The 20079-nt window shown below is 40.4% G+C and carries 14 protein-coding genes; 3 read left to right on the plus strand and 11 right to left on the minus strand.

What is annotated here, in order from left to right:
• Positions 1 to 94 precede the first annotated feature (94 nt).
• Positions 95 to 454, minus strand: a complete 360-nt coding sequence (locus RIC88_RS03080) for a TonB family protein (protein ID WP_350216000.1) — start codon at positions 452 to 454, stop codon at positions 95 to 97.
• Between the two features lie 225 nt (positions 455 to 679).
• Between RIC88_RS03080 and RIC88_RS03085 the strand changes: the two genes are divergently transcribed.
• Positions 680 to 3802, plus strand: a complete 3123-nt coding sequence (locus tag RIC88_RS03085) for a UvrD-helicase domain-containing protein (RefSeq protein WP_350216001.1) — start codon at positions 680 to 682, stop codon at positions 3800 to 3802.
• Between the two features lie 91 nt (positions 3803 to 3893).
• On the opposite strand, the gene RIC88_RS03090 is transcribed toward RIC88_RS03085, so the two are convergent.
• The 6 genes from RIC88_RS03090 to RIC88_RS03115 all read right to left on the minus strand — a co-directional run bounded on the left by RIC88_RS03090 (position 3894) and on the right by RIC88_RS03115 (position 10573).
• Positions 3894 to 4340 carry a hypothetical protein gene (locus RIC88_RS03090; protein ID WP_350216002.1) on the minus strand — a complete coding sequence of 149 codons (447 nt, stop codon included), beginning with the start codon at positions 4338 to 4340 and terminating at the stop codon, positions 3894 to 3896.
• Positions 4341 to 4469: 129 nt separating this feature from the next.
• Positions 4470 to 6068, minus strand: coding sequence for a tetratricopeptide repeat protein (locus RIC88_RS03095; protein WP_350216003.1), 1599 nt, complete (start codon positions 6066 to 6068; stop codon positions 4470 to 4472).
• A gap of 52 nt (positions 6069 to 6120) precedes the next feature.
• Positions 6121 to 7056, minus strand: a complete 936-nt coding sequence (locus RIC88_RS03100) for a lipid A-modifier LpxR family protein (protein WP_350216004.1) — start codon at positions 7054 to 7056, stop codon at positions 6121 to 6123.
• Between the two features lie 10 nt (positions 7057 to 7066).
• The gene (locus RIC88_RS03105; protein ID WP_350216005.1) at positions 7067 to 7945 is read right to left on the minus strand and encodes a cation diffusion facilitator family transporter; all 879 of its coding nucleotides are present in this window, start codon (positions 7943 to 7945) and stop codon (positions 7067 to 7069) included.
• Between the two features lie 9 nt (positions 7946 to 7954).
• Positions 7955 to 9277, minus strand: a complete 1323-nt coding sequence (locus RIC88_RS03110) for a dihydrolipoamide acetyltransferase family protein (protein WP_350216006.1) — start codon at positions 9275 to 9277, stop codon at positions 7955 to 7957.
• Between the two features lie 51 nt (positions 9278 to 9328).
• Positions 9329 to 10573, minus strand: a complete 1245-nt coding sequence (locus RIC88_RS03115) for a competence/damage-inducible protein A (RefSeq protein ID WP_350216007.1) — start codon at positions 10571 to 10573, stop codon at positions 9329 to 9331.
• A 195-nt stretch (positions 10574 to 10768) separates the two neighbouring features.
• On the opposite strand from RIC88_RS03115, the gene RIC88_RS03120 reads away from it, so the two are divergent.
• The gene (locus RIC88_RS03120; RefSeq protein ID WP_350216008.1) at positions 10769 to 11329 is read left to right on the plus strand and encodes an EF-hand domain-containing protein; all 561 of its coding nucleotides are present in this window, start codon (positions 10769 to 10771) and stop codon (positions 11327 to 11329) included.
• Here the strand turns inward: RIC88_RS03120 and RIC88_RS03125 are convergent.
• Complete coding sequence (locus RIC88_RS03125; RefSeq protein WP_350216009.1) at positions 11300 to 14011, minus strand: triple tyrosine motif-containing protein; 2712 nt, start codon at positions 14009 to 14011, stop codon at positions 11300 to 11302. The two genes, RIC88_RS03120 and RIC88_RS03125, sit on opposite strands and share 30 nt — an antisense overlap.
• Positions 14012 to 14034: 23 nt before the next feature.
• On the opposite strand from RIC88_RS03125, the gene mtgA reads away from it, so the two are divergent.
• Complete coding sequence (gene mtgA, locus RIC88_RS03130; protein WP_350216010.1) at positions 14035 to 14736, plus strand: monofunctional biosynthetic peptidoglycan transglycosylase; 702 nt, start codon at positions 14035 to 14037, stop codon at positions 14734 to 14736.
• 87 nt (positions 14737 to 14823) lie between these two features.
• Here mtgA and RIC88_RS03135 read toward each other — a convergent pair whose 3' ends face one another.
• The 3 genes from RIC88_RS03135 to RIC88_RS03145 are packed head-to-tail and all read right to left on the minus strand — an operon-like array spanning position 14824 to position 20079.
• Positions 14824 to 18903 carry a S8 family serine peptidase gene (locus RIC88_RS03135; RefSeq protein WP_350216011.1) on the minus strand — a complete coding sequence of 1360 codons (4080 nt, stop codon included), beginning with the start codon at positions 18901 to 18903 and terminating at the stop codon, positions 14824 to 14826.
• Complete coding sequence (locus RIC88_RS03140; protein ID WP_350216012.1) at positions 18903 to 19697, minus strand: SDR family oxidoreductase; 795 nt, start codon at positions 19695 to 19697, stop codon at positions 18903 to 18905. Before RIC88_RS03140 ends, RIC88_RS03135 begins: the two co-directional genes overlap by 1 nt.
• Entirely contained in the window at positions 19678 to 20079 is a 402-nt protein-coding gene (locus tag RIC88_RS03145) for a hypothetical protein (protein ID WP_350216013.1), read from the minus strand. Before RIC88_RS03145 ends, RIC88_RS03140 begins: the two co-directional genes overlap by 20 nt.

A 20079-nucleotide genomic window follows, 5' to 3' on the forward strand; every position in this document is an offset into this window, starting at 1 on the left:
GTGGTGGGACGACTGAGATCGAAGAAGGAATAAGGCACAAAAAAGCCGCCCCGAAAAATCGGAGCGGCCTACAAATTGATCTAATTAATTAAAACTAGATTGTTAGCTTAAAGTTAACAGGAACTGCGATTAATCCAACAACCGACTGTCCTGCTGAGTTTTTTGCAGGCTCAAAGTTAAGATCTGATAATTTTGCTTTTACGGCATCTCTAAGATCAGAACATGGGTATTCTTCAAATCTGTGATTAATAACTTTTCCTTCTTTATCGATTTTCAAAGTCACAATTACCTTTCCTTCAATACCTTTTTCCTTGCATACCTGAGGATATTCAATGGTTGAAATTACTTCCTGGTAATTAGTAGGCTTTGGATTTTCAGCTTTTCCATTTCCATTATTTGCCTGCACCCCCAGAACGCATAGCACCATTGTCAGTATCAGTAATTGCTTTCTCATAATCTCTATCTCTTTTAATATTTCCTGAATGTTAAGTGATTAACACTTTAATGTTACCTCAAGTTTACATAAAATCAAAATTTGCCTAACATTTTGTTAACATTAAGGTAACATTGATAACTTTCTTCGATGAAAAAGCCCATTTAAATGTTGAATTCATCATTTTGTGGATAACTAATTTGTGGTTTCAAACGCCTAATCTCAGCTTACTGCTATTTTCGTAACATGTCTCTCACCATCTATCGATCGTCCGCAGGTTCAGGCAAAACTTACACCTTAGCCAAAGAGTATTTGAAGCTTGCGCTCAGATCGAAAGACTATTATCAGAAAATTCTTGCGGTTACATTCACCAATAGAGCTGCTGAGGAAATGAAGGAGCGGGTGTTGGAGTTTCTTATTGATATAGCCAAAGGAAAGCATGAATTGATTCCTGTTTTCGAAAAGGATTTAGGTAAAACAAGAGATCAGATTATTGAATCTGCTAATGACGCTCTGACGCATTTATTACATCATTATGGCTACTTCAATATCACAACAATTGATACCTTTTTCCATAGGGTCATCCGATCTTTCTCAAGGGAAATAGGCCTTCAGGGGAGTTTTGGAATTGAGTTAGATGTTGATAAAGTGGCAGAGTTCATCACTTCGAATGTATATGAAGGAGTTGAGACCAATAAGCAACTTCGGGATTGGTTGGTTGAGTTCTCAATGGAAGGTCTTGCAGAAGGTGAAGGGTATGAGACAAAAAATCAGGTGAGCAAGTTGGCCAAACAGCTTTTTCAAGAAGAGTTTAAAAAGCTTCCACAGGGTCAGTTCGCTGACGAGCATGTTAAAGAAAAGATCAAGAACCTGAAAGGTGAATTGGTAAAGACAAAGAAAGTTTTTGAAAATCACTTGATTAAAATTGCAGATCAGTTTGAGGAGGCAATGCAAACCGCCGACTTATCCCTTGATGATCTGAATTATAAAGCTTCCGGACCCGGAGGTTTCTTCCCTAAGCTAAAGCGAAAGGAGTATGATAGCCTGCTCACCAAGCGTGTTGAAGCAGCCAGAGATCAATCTGAGGCATGGACCTCTAAATCGAGTAAGCTGAAAGACCAAATTATCCAGCAGGCTGAGTCTTCATTCATGCCTTTAATGAATGAAGCCCTCGAGTATATAGAACAGCATCGGCAGGATTATTATACTGCTAACGCAGTGCTCAAACACTTGTATACACTTGGATTGATGACAGATCTGGCTCAGAAGCTTCAGGAATATAAGCGAGAAGAGGAGGTAATTATGATCTCTGACCTTCCGGACTTTCTTTCCCAGATCATTGATGATACAGGTTCACCGTTCATTTATGAAAAAGTCGGTACCTGGTATTCGCATTTTCTGATTGATGAATTTCAGGATACGTCCCAGTTTCAGTGGAACAACTTTCGTCCGCTTTTGGAAGAAAGTCTGGCCAATGGAAACGAAAACATCCTAGTAGGTGATGCGAAACAATCCATTTATGGGTGGAGGGGAGGTGACCCCACTTTACTATTGGATACAGTGGAGAAGGAAATCCCTCAAACGACTGTCGATCCAACCAGAAGTACCAATTACCGCAGTGCAAAAAACATTGTTTCTTTCAACAATCAGATTTTCTCTACTCTTCCCCAAATAATGGTTGAAGAAATGAGTGATACCATCTCAACTGAAGAGGGTCGGATGATAATGAAAACATACGAAGGGTCGGAGCAACAGGTGGCTGAGAAAAATCTGGGTGTAGAAGGGTTCGTTCATCTGGAATTTTTGGAATCGGAGAAAAACGAATGGAAGCAGCGATCCATGGAGCGCACGATTGAGACGATGGAGTCATTACTCAAAGACGGTCATTTGCTTAATGACATGGCCATCCTTGTGAGAACTAATAAAGAGGCCACCGATATTGTGAATTATGTACTGGACTATCGAAGGACCCACAATACCGAAATTGAAGTTATCTCTGCTGAAGGGATGTTGCTGGAAAATGCTGCTGTTGTTCAGTTATTACTTTCTGCTTTTAATCATCTCATCAACCCTAATGATGTAAGCATTCTGGCTGATCTTACATACAGATATCAAAAGTCAGTGAAGAAGAAAAATTTCGAGGGACATGCTGATTTTTCTAAGCTGGGTCAAGCAGGGTTGCCGGGTACATTCACCAAATACAAGCAACACTTACTTCATCTCCCAATTTTGGAATTGGTAGAGGTACTCATTCGGACGTTCGAGCTAAGCAAGTTAGCGTCAGAGTTTGTGTATTTGCAGGCATTTCAGGATGCTGTATTGGAGTTCACCAAAAACAATCGATCAGATATTCGGCTGTTCATCGAGTGGTGGGAGGACAATGGAAAGAAGCGATCCGTGCAGCTTACCGGGGCTTTGGATGCGGTTGAGGTGATTACTTCGCATAAATCTAAGGGTCTTCAGTACCCAATTGTGTTTGTTCCTTTTTGCAATTTTGATATGAACAGCCGCTCCAAACCTGTTTGGTACCAGTCGCCATATCAGGAAGGAGAAAACCTCCCGGTGGACTATAAATCGGAGCTTGAGAATACTCGCTTTGTCGAGAGCTATCAGAAAGAATTCGCCAAGTGGCACCTGGAAAGTTTGAATGTTTTGTACGTGGCATTCACACGTGCGGAGAATGCGCTCTTTGTTCACTGCGAGCCACCGCCGGGTAAGAAAGAGAAAATGTACAGCACCGCAAGTAAGTTGCTATGGGCATTTTTTGAACGACAATCGATGGAAGGATGGAATCCTGGTAGTAACGTTTTCAAAATGGGAAATATTCCTGTAAAGCACAGGGAGTCCGATGATGAAATGATCAAACTAGACCGGTACACTTCTAATAAATGGAGCGGCAAATTGCAAGTCCGGAAAACCGGAAAAGCATACTACGACGATGAAGTAGAAAAGAGCCGGAACGAAGGAATATTGCTTCACCAGATTTTGTCTGAAATCATTCATTACGAAGATACCATTGATGTGCTGGAGCGCTATGAGCGTGCTATGCAAATCACCAAAGAAGATCGTCAGTGGTATCAAAAACTGATTAATAACTTGTGGAAGGATGAGCAGATCAAATCATGGTTTAGCGGAGAAGGAGAGGTTAAGACCGAAGTGGTGGTGCTACCTAAAGATGGGGAGACTAAGCGTATGGATCGGGTGGTAATTAATGGAAAGAATGCCAAGGTGATTGATTTTAAAAGTGGCTTTCCAAAACCTGAAGATAACCGTCAACTAAAAGAGTATGCTTCGCTGCTTTCCGAAATGGGTTATGAAGTTGAAGGATATCTGTTGTATTTAAAGAGCGGTGAGATTAGAAGAATTTAGTTTATAGTTTGATGCTTTAATCAGCGTACTTAATGTGAAAGGTATAAAAAAGTCGGAGGTTTAGTCCGACTTTAAGAATTTTATTGAATGATTATTCCATCGCTTTATAAGTTTCCACAACATCACATCCATCAAACGGGAAAGTGAACATAATTGTCAGGATATTGGCCTGAATCGAATATGTAACATCGAATTCAGTAGTTACTCCTTCTTCCTCGAACGTTATGGTGACGATATTTCCCGATATGGTATACATAGCAGTTGTTATTTCTGACACCCCAGCCTCCTTATCTACAATGGTAATAATTCCATTATTCAGGCTTATGGTTTCACAATCGCTTTCAGTGCACGAGGCGTTGGTTAAAGTCTCATTATCATCAGGATTATCACAACCAGAAGCAATACGATCTGTAAAGATCCATAAGGTGCCTTCAAGTGTAAATTCAAGATCAGTTCCATCGTCATTTTCATCACTATTACAGGAGATAAATGAAGCAATGAGTACTCCAAAAAGGGGGAATAGAATTAACTTTTTCATAATAGTAGGGGTTTTAAGGCTCTATTAAAGATCGTTAATTTTCAGATAGATGTCAATAGGAAGAGTTTCGCAACTATCCTGATAGAATTTACTTAATATAGATTCGATTAAAACAATTATATGTTGAGTCTAGCTTTTGGTAATTATTTTGTCCGTGGCATATTCATCAATGATTTTTTGCACCTTTTCTGCTTCTTCAGTTTTATCCAATGCTTTCAAAGCAGCTAATTTTCCCCTCAATGCTTTGTTTCTGTTAGTACGATAATAAAGTGACTGATTGAATTGTTCCAACGCCTCTTCATAGCGTTCTTGTTGCAACAACCAATCACCATATTGCTCAAAGGATGGATATGCAATAAATGGAGGACCGGCATCATAGCTGCTTTCACCTTCCAATTTAGTTGCAGCAACAAGATGTTGTTCGGCCAACACTTTATTGTTTTTTAGCTGTGCAAGCAATGATTCCATTTGATAGATGACCACTTGAGTTTTTTTCATACTTTCTTCTGAAGGAGCATATCGGGTGGGTCCTGCACTGCACAAAGCTATCCCCTGATCATTTACAAGTAAACCTGCTCTGTTTAGATGATCTTTCAATATGGATATTTCATTTTCTATGACTGAAGGTTGATTTTCATCAAAAGCAATCAGACTATTTAAAAAGTGCATAGCAGACTTATCCGCTAGTCCGAGTTTAGTATAATCCACTTGTATGGGTTCAAGATCTTCAGGCCAGGTACCGGCTTCAATTCGCTGCTGATTTTGCATGGTGATCAGGTAACTCAAGGATGCGGTAGAATCCTGGTAATACTGCATCATTTCGCGCAGTAGGTCTGCTGCTTCATCATAAGCTCCTAATTGGAGGTATCCATATTGTAGCCAGGCCATGGAGTGATATCCTCTGTCTTTGCCACTAAGGCCTTTCCTTTCAACTCTTTTTAAACTGGCCTGATAGGATGCGGTATTAGAGCTAACCACTTCTTTCCACATCCCCAGTGCAACATAAATGTGTGAAGGCATGTGTAGCGCATGTGTAGCATCAGGTGCCACTTTTGCATACTTGTTTGCGGCATTGAGTGCTATTTGCGCATAAGCAGGATCGTCATTTGCGTGGATCATGTAATGCAATGCACCTGGATGCGTTGGATTTTCTTCAATGATTCCAGCGGCTACTTCCGCTGAGCGGTTGAGGTATTCCTGTTCATAATACCCAGCCCACATAAGTCCCAGTGAAAAGAAAGCAGCCACTTCCTGATTGCCCGGATTTTCATCATAGACCTTAGCCATGTGCTCTACGTAAGCTTGATTACGTTCATCTAACTCTCCTTCTCCATAAAGAATTTCAACACCCAACCAGAAATCTTGTTCCAATTGATTTTCCGCTTTTGCCAACCGATCTGCTTGGGTATCTCCGACTACATTTAATACCTTTCTGCCAGCTTCAACATCTTGTAAACCCCAGAGCGCTTTATAGTGTGTCATGGCTAAACCCCAATGAGCCATTAATTCATTGGAATCCGCTTCTGCAGACTTTTGAAATGCTTCTCTGGCATCTTCGTATTCGAAACTGTGAAGCAGCAATAGCCCCTCATCAAAAGCCGGACGAGCAACTTCAGAAATGGAAAACGTATGTTGAAGGTCGCCTAATTGAGTTTCTTCTGTGGTTGGTTTTGAGGGAGTGCATCCTATTAATAATGAAACTGCCAGTATGCAAATTGAGATTTTCATGGTGAGGGTCGTTTAGTCGAAGATACTGAAAATGACTCAATGCAGATGTATTCTAAAACCTTTGATTGAGCCGAATCCCTACATATTTATGGTAGGTGGCTTCTGTAGTTTCTTTGGTCCTGCGATAGTAGATTAATGAAAAGTCAAACTTGGTCCAGCTCATCATCATCCCTCCACGCATTTGAAATACCCATGGTTCTCGGGTTTCTGTATAAATGGATTCTTTACCAAGCCAGCTCCCCTCAATTGTGGCATTGTGGGCTACATATTCGATACCAGGGCTAAAGAAAAAGTAAACCTCATGCGTATCTGGGCCTCTATTTTCAATTCCAAGGAGGCCATTGTATTGTGCAGAGTTTTGGATAGGTTTCAAATCTCCAAAACGAACTAAGACTTCCTGTCTGATATTTGAGAAAGAGGTACCCAAGGCAAGGTTAGATTCTGAGATAAAATCAATGTGTTTTGATTCCAGAAGCGTTTTGGCATATGTTCCATAAACGTTGATGATGGGGGCATTGTTGATTTCATAGTGCCAGCCAAAAGGTAGCTGCATCCCGAACAATTTATGCCATTCATATTGTAAGTCGCCAGTTCGCAATGCAGGCCCCATCCACCCAAGTTCAAGTTTCAACTTGAGGTAAGCTTGAGTTTTGTAATAATATTCATTAGATGCTGCCAGTGAAATTTGTCCGGCATAGGGTCTGTCCATATCTGCGGAATCTTCCCAAAAAAGATGTCTGGGACTATAGATTCTGTGATTCAGATCGTATGAACGAATAACTTTCTCATGGTTACTATTCCATTTTGAAGAATCAGATAACCTTCTGTATCGAATAGCAACACCATTACTGTAGTATTGATCCCTGTTAAAGTTTAGTGTATAGGCATCATTTTCATTCTCTACCTGGAGTTCCTGGATGAGATACTTCTTCTGGCTATATCCAAGAATTGATATAAAAAGTAGAATGACAAAGGGAATGAATTTCATTGATACGAAATTAACACGGATCGCACTCTTCGTTTTCAGTTTCAAACTCAATGGTCGTGTGGTTGATGCCTAGCTTAGAAACTCGAAGCTTTGTCTCTTTTTTAATGTTTTCCAATTCTGATAAGGGAAGGTCATCTTTAATGACCAAATGAATTGACAAAATATGATATTCACCATCCATTGACCAGGTGTGACAGTCGTGAACGCCTAATACTTTAGGAATGTCTAATATGGTTTTATGGATCTTATTAATGTTAATATCATGCGGTGTTCCCTGCAGGATGATTCGAAAACTTTCTTTTAAATTTTTGAAAACATTGTAAAGAATAAAGACTGCAATTAGAATGGAAAGGATGGGGTCTAGGATGGGTAAATCCCAGAAATTCATCACTATTGCGCCTATCAAAACAGCCATCCAACCAAGGATATCTTCAAGAAGATGGGTGTAAACAGCCTTTTCATTTAAACTATGGCCTTTGCTCAGCCTGAAAGCCGCTGCACCATTTACAATAACTCCACCAATAGCGAGGTAGATCATGCCTTCAGTATTTGGGTTTACAGGATCAAATAAGCGAGGTATTGCTTCGATGACAATGAAAATAGAGCCTGTGACCAGAACAATAGAATTGATAAGAGCGCCTAAAACAGAGAATCTCTTGTATCCATACGAATACTTTTGATTTCTATCTTTCTTAGCCACCTTGGCGAAGTACCAGGAAACGCCAAGCGTGAGACTGTCGCCGAGATCATGAAGTGCATCAGAAAGGATGGCCACACTATTGGTCCATAGTCCACCAATCAGCTCAATTATTGCAAAACTGAGATTAAGAAAGAAGGCAACTTTGATGTTGCCTTCTGAATGATCGTGATGGTGGTGCGAGTGCCCCACTAGGTTTTATTAAATGCCTCTGTTTATGTCGTATTCTTCCAGGTAGTCTGCTACTTTTCGTACAAACATACCACCAAGCGCTCCGTCTACAACTCTGTGATCGTAGCTGTGAGAAAGGAACATCTTGCTTCGAATTCCAATCATGTCTCCTTCTGGTGTTTCTACAACCGATGGTTTTTTCTGGATTGCTCCCAGTGCCATAATTGCAACTTGAGGCTGCATGATGATTGGTGTCCCCATTACGTTCCCAAATGAACCAACATTGGAGACCGTGTAGGTTCCGCCTTGAAGTTCATCCGGCTTCAGCTTGTTTTCTCTAGCTCTTTTAGCCAGATCGTTCACTTTTTTGGTAATTCCTACAAGGCTCAGTTGATCTGCATTGTGAATTACCGGTACGATCAGATTTCCTGTCGGAAGAGCAGTAGCCATCCCGATATGGATTCCTTTTTTCTTCACAATGTTATTGCCATCAACCTGTACATTAATCATTGGGAAGTCTTTGATCGCACGTACAATTGCTTCAATAAGGATAGGAGTGAAGGTTAGTTTTTCTCCTTCTCGGTTTTGGAATTCGTTTTTTACTTTATCTCTCCAGGCAACCACCTTGGTCACATCTGCTTCAACGAATGACGTGACGTGAGGGGAAATGTGCTTGGATGCCACCATTCGTTCAGCGATCATCTTTCGCATTCTGTCCATTTCGATGATCTCGTCACCACCATCCACGGCAACTGGCATAGGCTGATGTGAGGCTGATGGCATAGTAGCTATTGCAGGTTGAGCTGCTGGAGTTGGGGCACTTCCTGATTTTCTGGTTTCCAGATAACTCAAAATATCGTTTTTGGTAACTCTGCCTTCCTTTCCAGTGCCATTAATTGATTCCAGTTCGGCAACTGAGATTCCTTCTTCTTTGGCAATACTTCTAACAAGTGGAGAAAAGAATTTTCCGGATTCTGAGGTTCGCGGAACAACTGATCCATTGCTTGAAGAAGCTGTGGTCATTGCGGTCTCAACCATAGCTTCTGCTTTAGCAACCGGTGTTTCTTCTTTTGGTGCTTCGGTAGGGGCAGGAGCTGAACCACCTGCTTCACCATCAATTTCAATGATGGCAATCGGTTTACCCACCTCGATTACATCACCCTCTCCGGCAAGTACTTCTTTTAAAATGCCAGCGTGAGTGGCAGGTATTTCTGTATCAACCTTGTCTGTAGCTACTTCCAGGATCGATTCGTCTTCTTCTATGGTGTCACCTACATTCTTCAACCATGCAAGCACAGTCCCTTCCATCACACTTTCGCCCATTTTAGGCATTACCATTTCTACAGTTGCCATATTATATTCTGTTTTAGGTTGTTTATTTCGCTCTCAAAGATAATAATTTTGTCAATCCTTATCTAGGTTTATTCTAATCATGTTTAATGCAGCTAGTGCACTGTATTGAATGTTGATGCCTCTGTCTTTGGTAAACTGGAATTTCTTGGCAACAGTTTTCTTTTTGTCAGAATACCCAATCCATACGGTTCCAACAGGTTTTTCTTTTGTTCCACCACCCGGTCCGGCTACCCCGCTTATAGAAACCCCAACATCAGACATAAACTCTTCTCTTACATTTTTTGCCAAAGCTAAAACAACAGGCTCACTGACAGCCCCATGTTCAAGAATGATTTTCTCATCTACCTTTAATTGTTGGTTTTTTAGTTTATTGGAATAAGGGACAAACGCCCCATTAAACCACCCGGAGCTACCAGGTATTGAAGTGATTTTGTGGGATAAATAGCCTCCGGTACAGCTTTCTGCTACTGCCAGTGTGAGACCACTATTCTTAAGGGCTCTTCCTATAACTTCTTCAATTTCATCATCATCAAATCCATAAACATACTTTTCTATGGTTGGTAACACCTTGTCTATTTGATCTTGCACTTCTTGCTTAATAGCCTTTGTTTCTTCCGAAGTGGTTAATCTTAGTTTCACACTTCCCATTGTGGGCAGGTAAGCAAGTTTTATATGTTTAGGAAGGCTGTCTTCCCAGTCTTTAATTTTCTGGGCAAGAACAGATTCCGGAATTCCGATGGTACGAATCATACGATGGTATATTCCATCTTCGATAAACATTTCTTTCAGCTTAGGAAGGATGGTATCCTTCATCATCCTTTTCATCTCATAAGGAACGCCTGGCATTGAAACGATTACTTTCCCGTTCCTTTCAAACCACATACCGGGTGCCGTGCCAATGACATTGGCAATGGGAGTGCAGTTGGCAGGCATATCTGCCTGCTTCTCATTCAGTTCAGACATTTCTCGGCCAGCTTTCTCAAATAGCTTTTGGATATTTTCCAGCATGCTTTTATTCTGCACGAGATGAGTATCAAAGTATTCCACGAGGCAGGGCTTGGTTAGGTCATCGTTTGTCGGTCCCAAGCCTCCGGTAATTAGGACCATTTCTGCAAGCTTTTCAGATTCTGCCAGGCAACTAAGAATTTCTTCTTTGGTATCTCCGATTGTGACCTTTTTCATCACCCGAATCCCAAGGCTGTCCAATTCACCACTAATCCAATGAGAATTGGTATCCAATGTTTGGCCGTAAAGAATTTCATCACCGATGGAAATTAGAATGGCTTTTGCGGGCATAAATTATTAGTTGTTGGCAAGGAAAAGTTCACAAGTTTTTTAAAGCCCCAAAAATACGATTTAGGTCATAACTCGATGGGTAATTGACAACCTTTATTCATATATATCATCAGTAAACTCACTAACCACACGTTTGTAATGTTATTGAGTTATTTATAGGTTTAACTATTTTCGCTAGAACAACACCTGCTAATTATGCTCACTGAACTACAAATTAACAAGCTGGAAAGATTTTTCTATATCCTTGACTATGATCGAAATGGGGTCATCGAAAAAGAGGATTTTATGGGAATAGCCGAAAACCTTTGTATTCTTTGGAGGATCAAAGAAGGAGATACTAAATATGAAGAGATCAAAAAGAAATTTGAGGCAGGCTGGAATCACTTCAATTTGTTTGTAAACAATAATGATGGGAAAGCAAACTGGGAGCACTGGATACGATTTGCAGAGCAAATTATTGTAAAAGGTGACGAGTCAATTTTTACCGAATACGTAGATGAATTTGTTGGGGAGCTATTTGATAATTTCGATACCGACAATGATGGATACATTGATTTGGATGAATATATCGACCTCCTTGTTGGTTATAGGATAGAGGTGCGATTCGCTGCAAAGTCTTTCAGAAAACTGGATCGTAATCATGATGATCTTATCAGCCGAGGAGAGTTGATAAATGCCGTGAAAGAGTTTTTTCGAAGTGATGACCCGGATGCTCCGGGCAATTGGCTATTCGGCATGGGCATCCTTTCTGACTAATGGTATTTCTTTTTTCTTAATTTTTACTTTTCCATGAGTCATTAGTTCGCGCAATAATCTTTCGAGTGGGAAGATCATAAAAGCGATGGAGGCATCCAGTAAGAAATCGACTACCGGCGTACTCTTGAAGCTGAATAGCGAACCAATTGCACTTTGCAGAAACTCAATAATTAGAACTAATGTCAGTAGAGTAAGCCCTCCTCTAAGCAATCTGTTCTTTGAGCTATCCTGATTAAGCCTGGTCGAGAAATAGACTAAACCTCCGAAAAAGATAATCTGAATGGCGTAGAACCAGGGAGTCTGCCAATATGGTGGCTTTACAATGAAGGACAAAACCTCACCCTCTTCCACTCTGCCAAAAGCATCTCTTGCACGTACAAAGAGCTTGTAGTCTCCTTCAGGCAGAAAGCTGAAATCAATTGATTTGCTTCTCGTCCATTCCGACCAGTCATTGTGCAAGCCTTCCAGCTTGTATTGAAATTCAGGGTTCAAGAGACCTAAAAAATCAGGCTTTGATAGCTCGATGCTCAGAAAATTTTCATCATAACTGAGGGTGAACTTTTTCGATTGATCGATTACACCTTTTTCATTGGATACTTTTTTTAGGAAAAAGGTAATACTTTCCATTCCGCCTTTTTTGGATGGATCGTATTTCAGGATGTCGTTTGCCTGTGTAATGAGCCAGAGCTGATCCGATTCCTGATCTATAGAGATAGCCCTCAAGTCAGGAAACAGGCCCAGGTATTCCAGCGTTTCAATCTCTCCGTTCTCTTTTAGATGATGCCATACTTTGCCGTTGAAGACCCAAACTCCTTTTTCTACAGGGTCAAATAGGTGATGTATGGGCTGGCCGATTTCTGCTTTTAGCGCTACATCTTCAACTACTTTGTTGGCCGATTCGTCGTAGTAAAAGTAGCCTTGAGAGTTTACGAAATAGAGCGTGTCTCCTCTGTTGAGAATATTGACTTCATCCAAAAAAATATTGTTGAGGGCTAGTTTCTGGTTTACCGTGAAAGTTGAATCCGTAGATGACGTTTTATAGATTGTTGCCGACCCGGCCATCCACATATTTCCCTGATCATCTTCACGCATACTTACGATAATGTCGTTCATAGAACTACTTACCTGCTCTACCCATACGTTTCCACTCAACTTGTAAATCTTAAGCTCAAGTTCTGATGTGCTTATCACGAGCTGACCATTACTATTGACCATAAATGATCGCACATTCTCCGGTATGATGATCTCTGCACCTTTTTTGGATACTTCGTAAACGCCACTCGTACTAACGGCCAAGAGTTTGTTTTTGTATGGTAGCACAGAAAGAAACTTACCATTTGCACCATCTACATGCTTAAATGTATAGTTGATATCTACAGGTAGTTTTCTCACTTTTCTTACATACTTGGTATTCTTATCCAGTTTGCCCTTTACTTTTTCAACATTATTGTCATTGTCAAAAATGTTCGCAATGGAGCTGAATAAGCCCTTTTTCTCTTCTTTCTGGTTAGAGCTTTCTGCCCTGTTCTTTTTCCCGAAAAGCCTTTTTAAAATTGGCTTTTCATCTTCCTTTTTTGCGGTGGACTGAGTTGGACGAGATTGTGACTTCCTGCTTTTTCGCTGTACTTCATAGTATACCTTGTTTTCAAATACAGTATCCCGATCAAAATAATAAAGGCCCAAGCTGGTGGTCACCCATAGGTCTTTTGCATAATTAGAAACACTGGTCAGATTGCCATTGAGGCCTAGAAAATGAGAGTAGCTGTATGCAGGAAACAATGGTGCGATGTGAGTAATACCGAACTGGTGTGCTGCCCAAATTCCGTTTGAGTTGTCTGTGTGAATCGTATAGACTTCATTATCCGGCAGTCCTGAATGATAGTCAGTCACTATGGCATATTCAGGGTCTTTCATGTTGTATAAAACTAGCCCGCGCTCATAGGTTGTACACACAAAGAGGGAGTCATTCAACCATTGAATTTCCTTTGCCATAAACCCCTCTTTTTCAAGGTGTTTGTTTTGCAGAAGAGGACTAAATTCATAGCTCTCATAAGTGTAAATGGAATTGTCAAATCCAATGACCAGATTTGGTCTGTCTTTTCTTTTACTGCTGTAAGCGACTTTTTGAGCCGGAACAATCTGACTTAATGAGTCATTGATTAAGTACGTTTTATTGGCTGTATTGACGAACATTTCTGCATCCAACTCATAAATGTTAATGAAATTGCCTTTATGATGCTTCACTTCTTTAGATGCAATATCATAGACGATGAGATTCTCACTTCCCATAAAGTACACTTTGCCTCCGAAGTGATGAGTCTCAAGAAACAAATCATTGATGGTATCTTTCTTTAGTATAGGATTGTATCTGATGCTCCGACCTTGAAAATCAATCATACCAATACTACCAATACATCCCACATAGACAATATCGGTAGTGTCTACTGCAATGGATAGTGCTGCTGAAGGGGTTTGATAGAAATCCCACGCTTCTCCATCATATTTTAATACGCCGGAACGGTTGGCTATGCATAACCTTCCGTGACTATCATTAGTGATTTCAAAATTTGAATTATCTATATTAGAATGTCGGGGAAAATGATTGGTGAGTAGGAAGTCTCCTTTTTGAGCAGCGGATGCCCAAAAGATAAGGCAAAAAGTAACCAGGATTAAATTTCTCATATCCCGAAATTAATAGATGTAGATTGAAAAAAATCACGAACCAAATTATCAAATCTGTCGCTGGCTTTGTTTTGCTATTCAATATCCTGACCTTATTGTGGGTAGTTGTTTATTCGTTTATACCGATTCCAATCACTAAACTGATGTTGATAGAAGGGCTAGAAAAGGAAATAAAATATGAATGGAGGGAATTGGAGGATATTTCAGGGCGCCTACAGTTGGCCGTCATGTGTGCGGAAGACCAACATTTTTTACTTCATGAGGGGCTCGACTTTCGGTCAATCAAGAAAGCCGAGGAGGTAAATAAGCGTGGTGGAAATATGCGTGGGGCCAGCACAATTACTCAGCAGGTTGCTAAGAATGTTTTTTTATGGCCGGATAGAACCTATACAAGAAAAGCAGCAGAATTATATTTTTCATTGTTGATAGAAATGATCTGGAGTAAAGAGCGCATCATGGAAGTTTATTTGAATGTTGCGGAGTTCGGAGATGGCATTTTTGGTGCGGAAGCTGCTTCACAAGCTTATTTTAAACGATCTGCAGACGGAATCAGTATAACCCAGGCTGCAAGATTGGCCGCTATATTACCGAGCCCCAAACGATATTCAGCAGTCAACCCCAGTCCGTATGTTCAGCAACGGGTGGATTGGATAAAAAAGCAAATGTGGTATTGGGGGTATGAAATGACCTATGATAGATCGTTCGTTGAAAAAATGATCAAATAAGGTGAGTTTGTGGTAATGATCATAACAAAACACTCCTAAAACCTCCTCAAGGGGATCGATTTTCTTTATGCAACTAGCATGCTATAGCTATCTTAATAGCAAATTCCCTTCATAAATTTTGGTACCCTTGGTGATTTTCACCACATACATCCCATCTTTCAAGTCACTCAAATCAATTATTCCCTGAGGTTTTTCATTACTCCAGACAATCTTGCCGTTCAGGCTATAAATAGAAACCTGATCAATATTTTTTGATTCTGCCAAATGTATAACACCAGTTGAAGGATTTGGATATACCAGAGCTTCACTGATCATGTCCAGACCTAGGGGAGGTGTGAAATCCAGATTTAGGGTATCTGATGCGGTGCATCCGGAGTAGCTTTCCACTTGCAAAACAATTTCATAGGAAGTGTTGTCGAATGAAAAAGTAGGATTTTCAATCGTTTCACTGAGGTCTCCATTAATGAACCATTGGAAGGCGTCTATTTCATTTACTGATAAGGGAGCAAAGCCAACTCTGTGTTTGCCTCCAACCATTTCAGCTTCATAGGAAATCTCCACTTCCAAAAGCTCTTCAATAATATTTACTTCTATTGGGGTGCCGGGTAATCCATCATCAAGGCCAACCACATAGACTTTTTCATAATTGTTTGTCTTTAAGCTTGTTCCTTTCTTTATAAATTCTGTCAATTCAGGGTCTGCGTAAAATCCAAAGTATGTCCCGTTTTCAGGTGCTATTACAACAGAATCTCCCGAGCATGAAGTCACATCTTCCTGAATGGCAAACGTTGAAGTGCTTATCAGAATATCTTTCTCTATGGATCTAATACAATTATCCGCACTTGTAATCTCCAGTATAACATTAATTTCTCCTGGATCAGCAACCTCAGTGACTTGTAGGTCTGAACCGGCCAGCTCATTATCAATGAACCACCTTATAGTAGAACCCTCATCCAATTGAGTTGCAGAGAAAAGCATTTGATGTGCAGCGGACGCGGTATCAGGTGCTACAATGAACGAGCCTACAACCTCCATAACGTCTATTTGAAGAGGGATTCTATCACTTTCAAATGATCCATAAACTCCGCTTACATAAATAGTCGTATCATATTTAATAGGGCCAATTTCTATATTCAGACCACTTATGTTGGGCTCTGTTTGATTTGCAAATGCAAATAAGTGTAGTTTTTCTGCTGTGGGATCGTGTATAGTAGCATGTTCGTCAGGGCAAAGCACTATGTCTGCAATCTCCGGCGAATCAGGACGACTAGCTACTACCAGCTGCTTGATAATGGTATCATCACAACCTTGTTCATTTTCAATGGATAGTGAAATACTGTAAGTGCCAGCCTCTGAAAATGAAAGCATTGGGTTTTGAATACTTGAAGCTGTACCCTGTCCAAAATTCCATGCCCAGGAAATTGCGTCTAAACTCAAGTCCGTGAATTGTACCACATTAGTTGTCGGGTGGTCGAGATAAAGGGTGTCTGTCGACATACTAAAATCTGCGATTTCATTTAGCAGTTTCAGTTTCACTTCGAAAATATCTGATGGGTAGTTTTTGTCCCTATTTTTTACATAGAAAGAGGTGTCGGTGGTGATAGATGTCACATTTAAGCTGGTGCCTGATGAAATATAATCCTGAGCCAAAGGGTCTTCATAAAAATCAAAGTTCTCACCGTAGGCGGGATTAATCTGAAATGAAGCTCCGTCGCATGTATAAAAGGTCTCGAGTACTCGTGGTTTGAGTAGAAAACCATTGAGTCGATCTTCTGCGGTTTGAAATTCAGTTTCAAGATTGGCTTGTGTATTTGCTACTGCATAAATCACATTTATAAATGTTTCACCATAGGCAGGAATCTGGTTGATAGTTGTTCCATTGATCGTTGCAACATCATTGCCCGCACCCATACCACCGGCAGACAACTTATCCTGATTGATCAGGTAATCATATTTGGATGCATCATTAAATACATCATCAATATCCTGTGAATTTCCATTAAATAAACCCATATCCATTGCACTGAATTCAGGTATATCACCTCCAATGACATTCACACCAGCATACAAATCACCCGTAGAGTTTCTTACATATATGTAATCATTTGTGGTATTGTATTCTGCATAATTTTGCGTTTTGTCCCCCAAGTCCCAATCAGCAAAAATTCCAACTGACAGATCGTTTAGAGCAGCTACAGAGTTGTTGATCAGCCGATATCTGATAATCATGAAATCTTCATCCGTCCAGGTAACATTGGATTGTTCTATGATAACCGGGTGGCTGGAATCTGTGAATTCCGAATAACCAAAATTGTCGGCACCTTGGTGGTGATAAAGCTTGTAAAATTTTTGAACCTGAAAATCTTCATTTCGTGTTTCGGTGACATAGTTTGAAACGATGTTATCTGAAACGGAAGTGGAATTGGTAGCAATCATCAGGCCTGTATAGGTCATAAGTGTGTCCAATTGGTATTGAAACCCGGAACCTTCATGGTTAGGCCCGTATTCATTGAATCCTAAATTTCCATCCCCACTAATGGTCATACTGATTTTATTGTTTCCGAAATCGGTGTAATCCGGAGAGGTAGTTATCTCCAGAAACTGAAAGTCATTATAACCGGTGGCATTGTAATCTAAACGCAGATCTACTGTGCTTTCTGGAGCTATATCATCATTAAGGATCACTTCAAACTCAATTTCTTTGGTATCATTAGTTCCTAAATATCCGGGCATGAAACTCCCACTGGAAACAGAAAAATTCCCTTCAGGAGAGGAAATAGTTATTAATGGGTTGTTGACCGGTGACAAGAAATTAGTTACTGTCGCTGTTATAGTCACGGTATCTCCGAAAAAAACAGCTCCTGAGTTTGACGTTATCATTGGATTGGTGGCACGGATCGATTTTACACTTGATTCGCTTACCGCTCTTAAGACATTTAATCGACCTTTACCAAGCTTTCCATCATAAGAGGAGTTATTACCAACATCATAGATATCATCTGATGTGGATCTCAGCCGTTCCATTATTTGAATGGCCGATAGTTGTGGAAATTTATCTTTTACCAAAGCTGCTGCAGCGGCAACCTGAGGAGAAGCATATGAGGTGCCGGGCCCACCATTTCCATATCCATTGTTATTGAAAGTAGAGTACATGGAAACGCCAGGTGCTACTAGATCTACTGAATAATTAAAAGTCGATCCCGATGATTTGTTATCATTTCCATCGGTTGCACCCACTGATAATACATTGTCATAACTGGCAGGATACCATTTCTCTTCTTCTGTAGATTTTCCACCTTCATTGCCGGCTGCAGCCACCACCACCATATCATAATTTAAGACTGCATCATTTATAATGTCTTGTTCGGATTGAAGTGGTGCGCCCATTCGACCCCATGACAAATTCACCACATCCATTCCGTTTGCTCCGGCATAAGTGATGGCCTCATATAAACCACCGCTGGTGCCATTGGATGATTTAAAACCTTTAAGCGCCGCGATTTTAGTATTGTAGCCTACTCCTGCAATTCCCTTACTGTTGTTGGTAGTAGCTCCTGCAATTCCTCCGACAATCATTCCATGATTTCCATTCTCGATGGTGGGATCATTATCTTCATCGGCAAAATCATATCCGTAATAATCATCGATGTACCCGTTTTCATCATTGTCAATTCCATCGATGGGATCGGCAGTATTGAGCCATAGGTTGTTGACCAAGTCTTCATGGTCAAGGTCTAACCCCGAATCGATGATTCCAACAGTAATGTCATCATCTCCCTTGGTTATTTCCCAAGCTTCCTCAGCTTGGATGAGGTCAAGGTAATATTGATTAGAAATTAAAGGATCGGAGGGAGGTGCTAAAAGTTGATATTGAACAATGGGATCAGCATAAACGTAATTGTCGGAAAGTCGCAACTGATTGCAAAAAGTAACAGGATTCTGCCCGGCGGGCACTTTCATTTTCACCAGGTTTTTCATCGGGCGTAATGTATTGGAGCGTAACTCTAGTGCGGATGGGTCCTTTATTTTATCTGTTTTGAGTTTTACATAAACCCATTGCTCGTCTATCCTTTGTTCAGCAAAATCTTTCGGCGATAGCAGTTTCTTGTCCTGACTAAAAAGAGAGGAGGTAAGGCAAATAAATAATATGAAGAACCATTGCTTCATTAAGTTACTCTTAGCTTTCTGATCGCTTTTGCAGCAGCTTTTGGCCAGAATCGTTTTAGGTAGATTCCCATTTTTTCCTTCAATCCACCTACGTAAACTTCCTGTTTATTAGCTTCAATTGCTTTGATAATCAATCGTGCACATTTCTCCGGAGACATTCCTTTTGCCTGACCGGGATCCATCTTGTTTTGCTGACTGCCATCACCTATAAGTGCATTGTATGAAATATTGGTTTTGATATAGCCTGGAAGAACTATCGTAACACGAACATTATCATCGTGATGTTCTGCCCTGAGTGCATCATAAAAACCATGCAACGCATGTTTGGATGCTCCATATCCTGAACGATAAGGCGTATTTACGATACCGACTGTTGAGGTGACAATGACATGGTGTCCATTTTTTCGTTTCACCATGTCTGGAAGAAGAAGCTTAGAGAGCGTAACAGCTCCAAAATAATTCACCTCCATGAGTTTTCGATCTACTTCCAGGCTGGTATTCAGTATCGTATCTCTCTGGCTAATGCCACCGTTATTGATCAAAATATCCACATCCCCGAAGATGGTGCCTGATTCTTTTGCACGTTGTTTTAAGGAAAAGCTATCCTCGAGATCAAGTGTCAGTATTTCTACCGTTTCGGATTTGCAATTGGCTTTAACTCTTTCAAGTTCTTCCTTTCTTCTGGCAGAAATAATCAATCTAGCTCCCTTTTCAGCCAGCTGGTAAGCCAGGTGCTCACCAATTCCTGAACTCGCTCCGGTCAACCAAACAACACTATCCTTGATCTTGGTCATTCTTTTGTTTGTTGTTCTCTACAAACACGTAAATACTGTAAACGCCTACTGCCGTTCCAAAAGGAAAACTGAAAATAGATATACAGCCTGCAATCAAAGCAATGACTATTCCCCAATTTTTCTTCTGAAGCAATCCTATACCTGCAATGATTGAAGGCAATGCGGAAAAGATTAAGAGCAAAATGAAGATTGTTCGAACAATAGAGCTTACCATGAAAAGGATTTCATCAGCATCATTTCCTACATCTTTAGCTATTTCATCAGCTATAAATGGAAACAAAATAGATACAAAACTGCCGATGAAAATGAAGATGATGGCAATTAAAGATCCATAAACAATGTGTATGATGCCAAGGGTTCTTTTGTGTGATTGGATGTCCAT

Origin of the sequence: Ekhidna sp. (assembly GCF_040220215.1) — a bacterium.
Lineage (GTDB): Bacteria > Bacteroidota > Bacteroidia > Cytophagales > Cyclobacteriaceae > Ekhidna.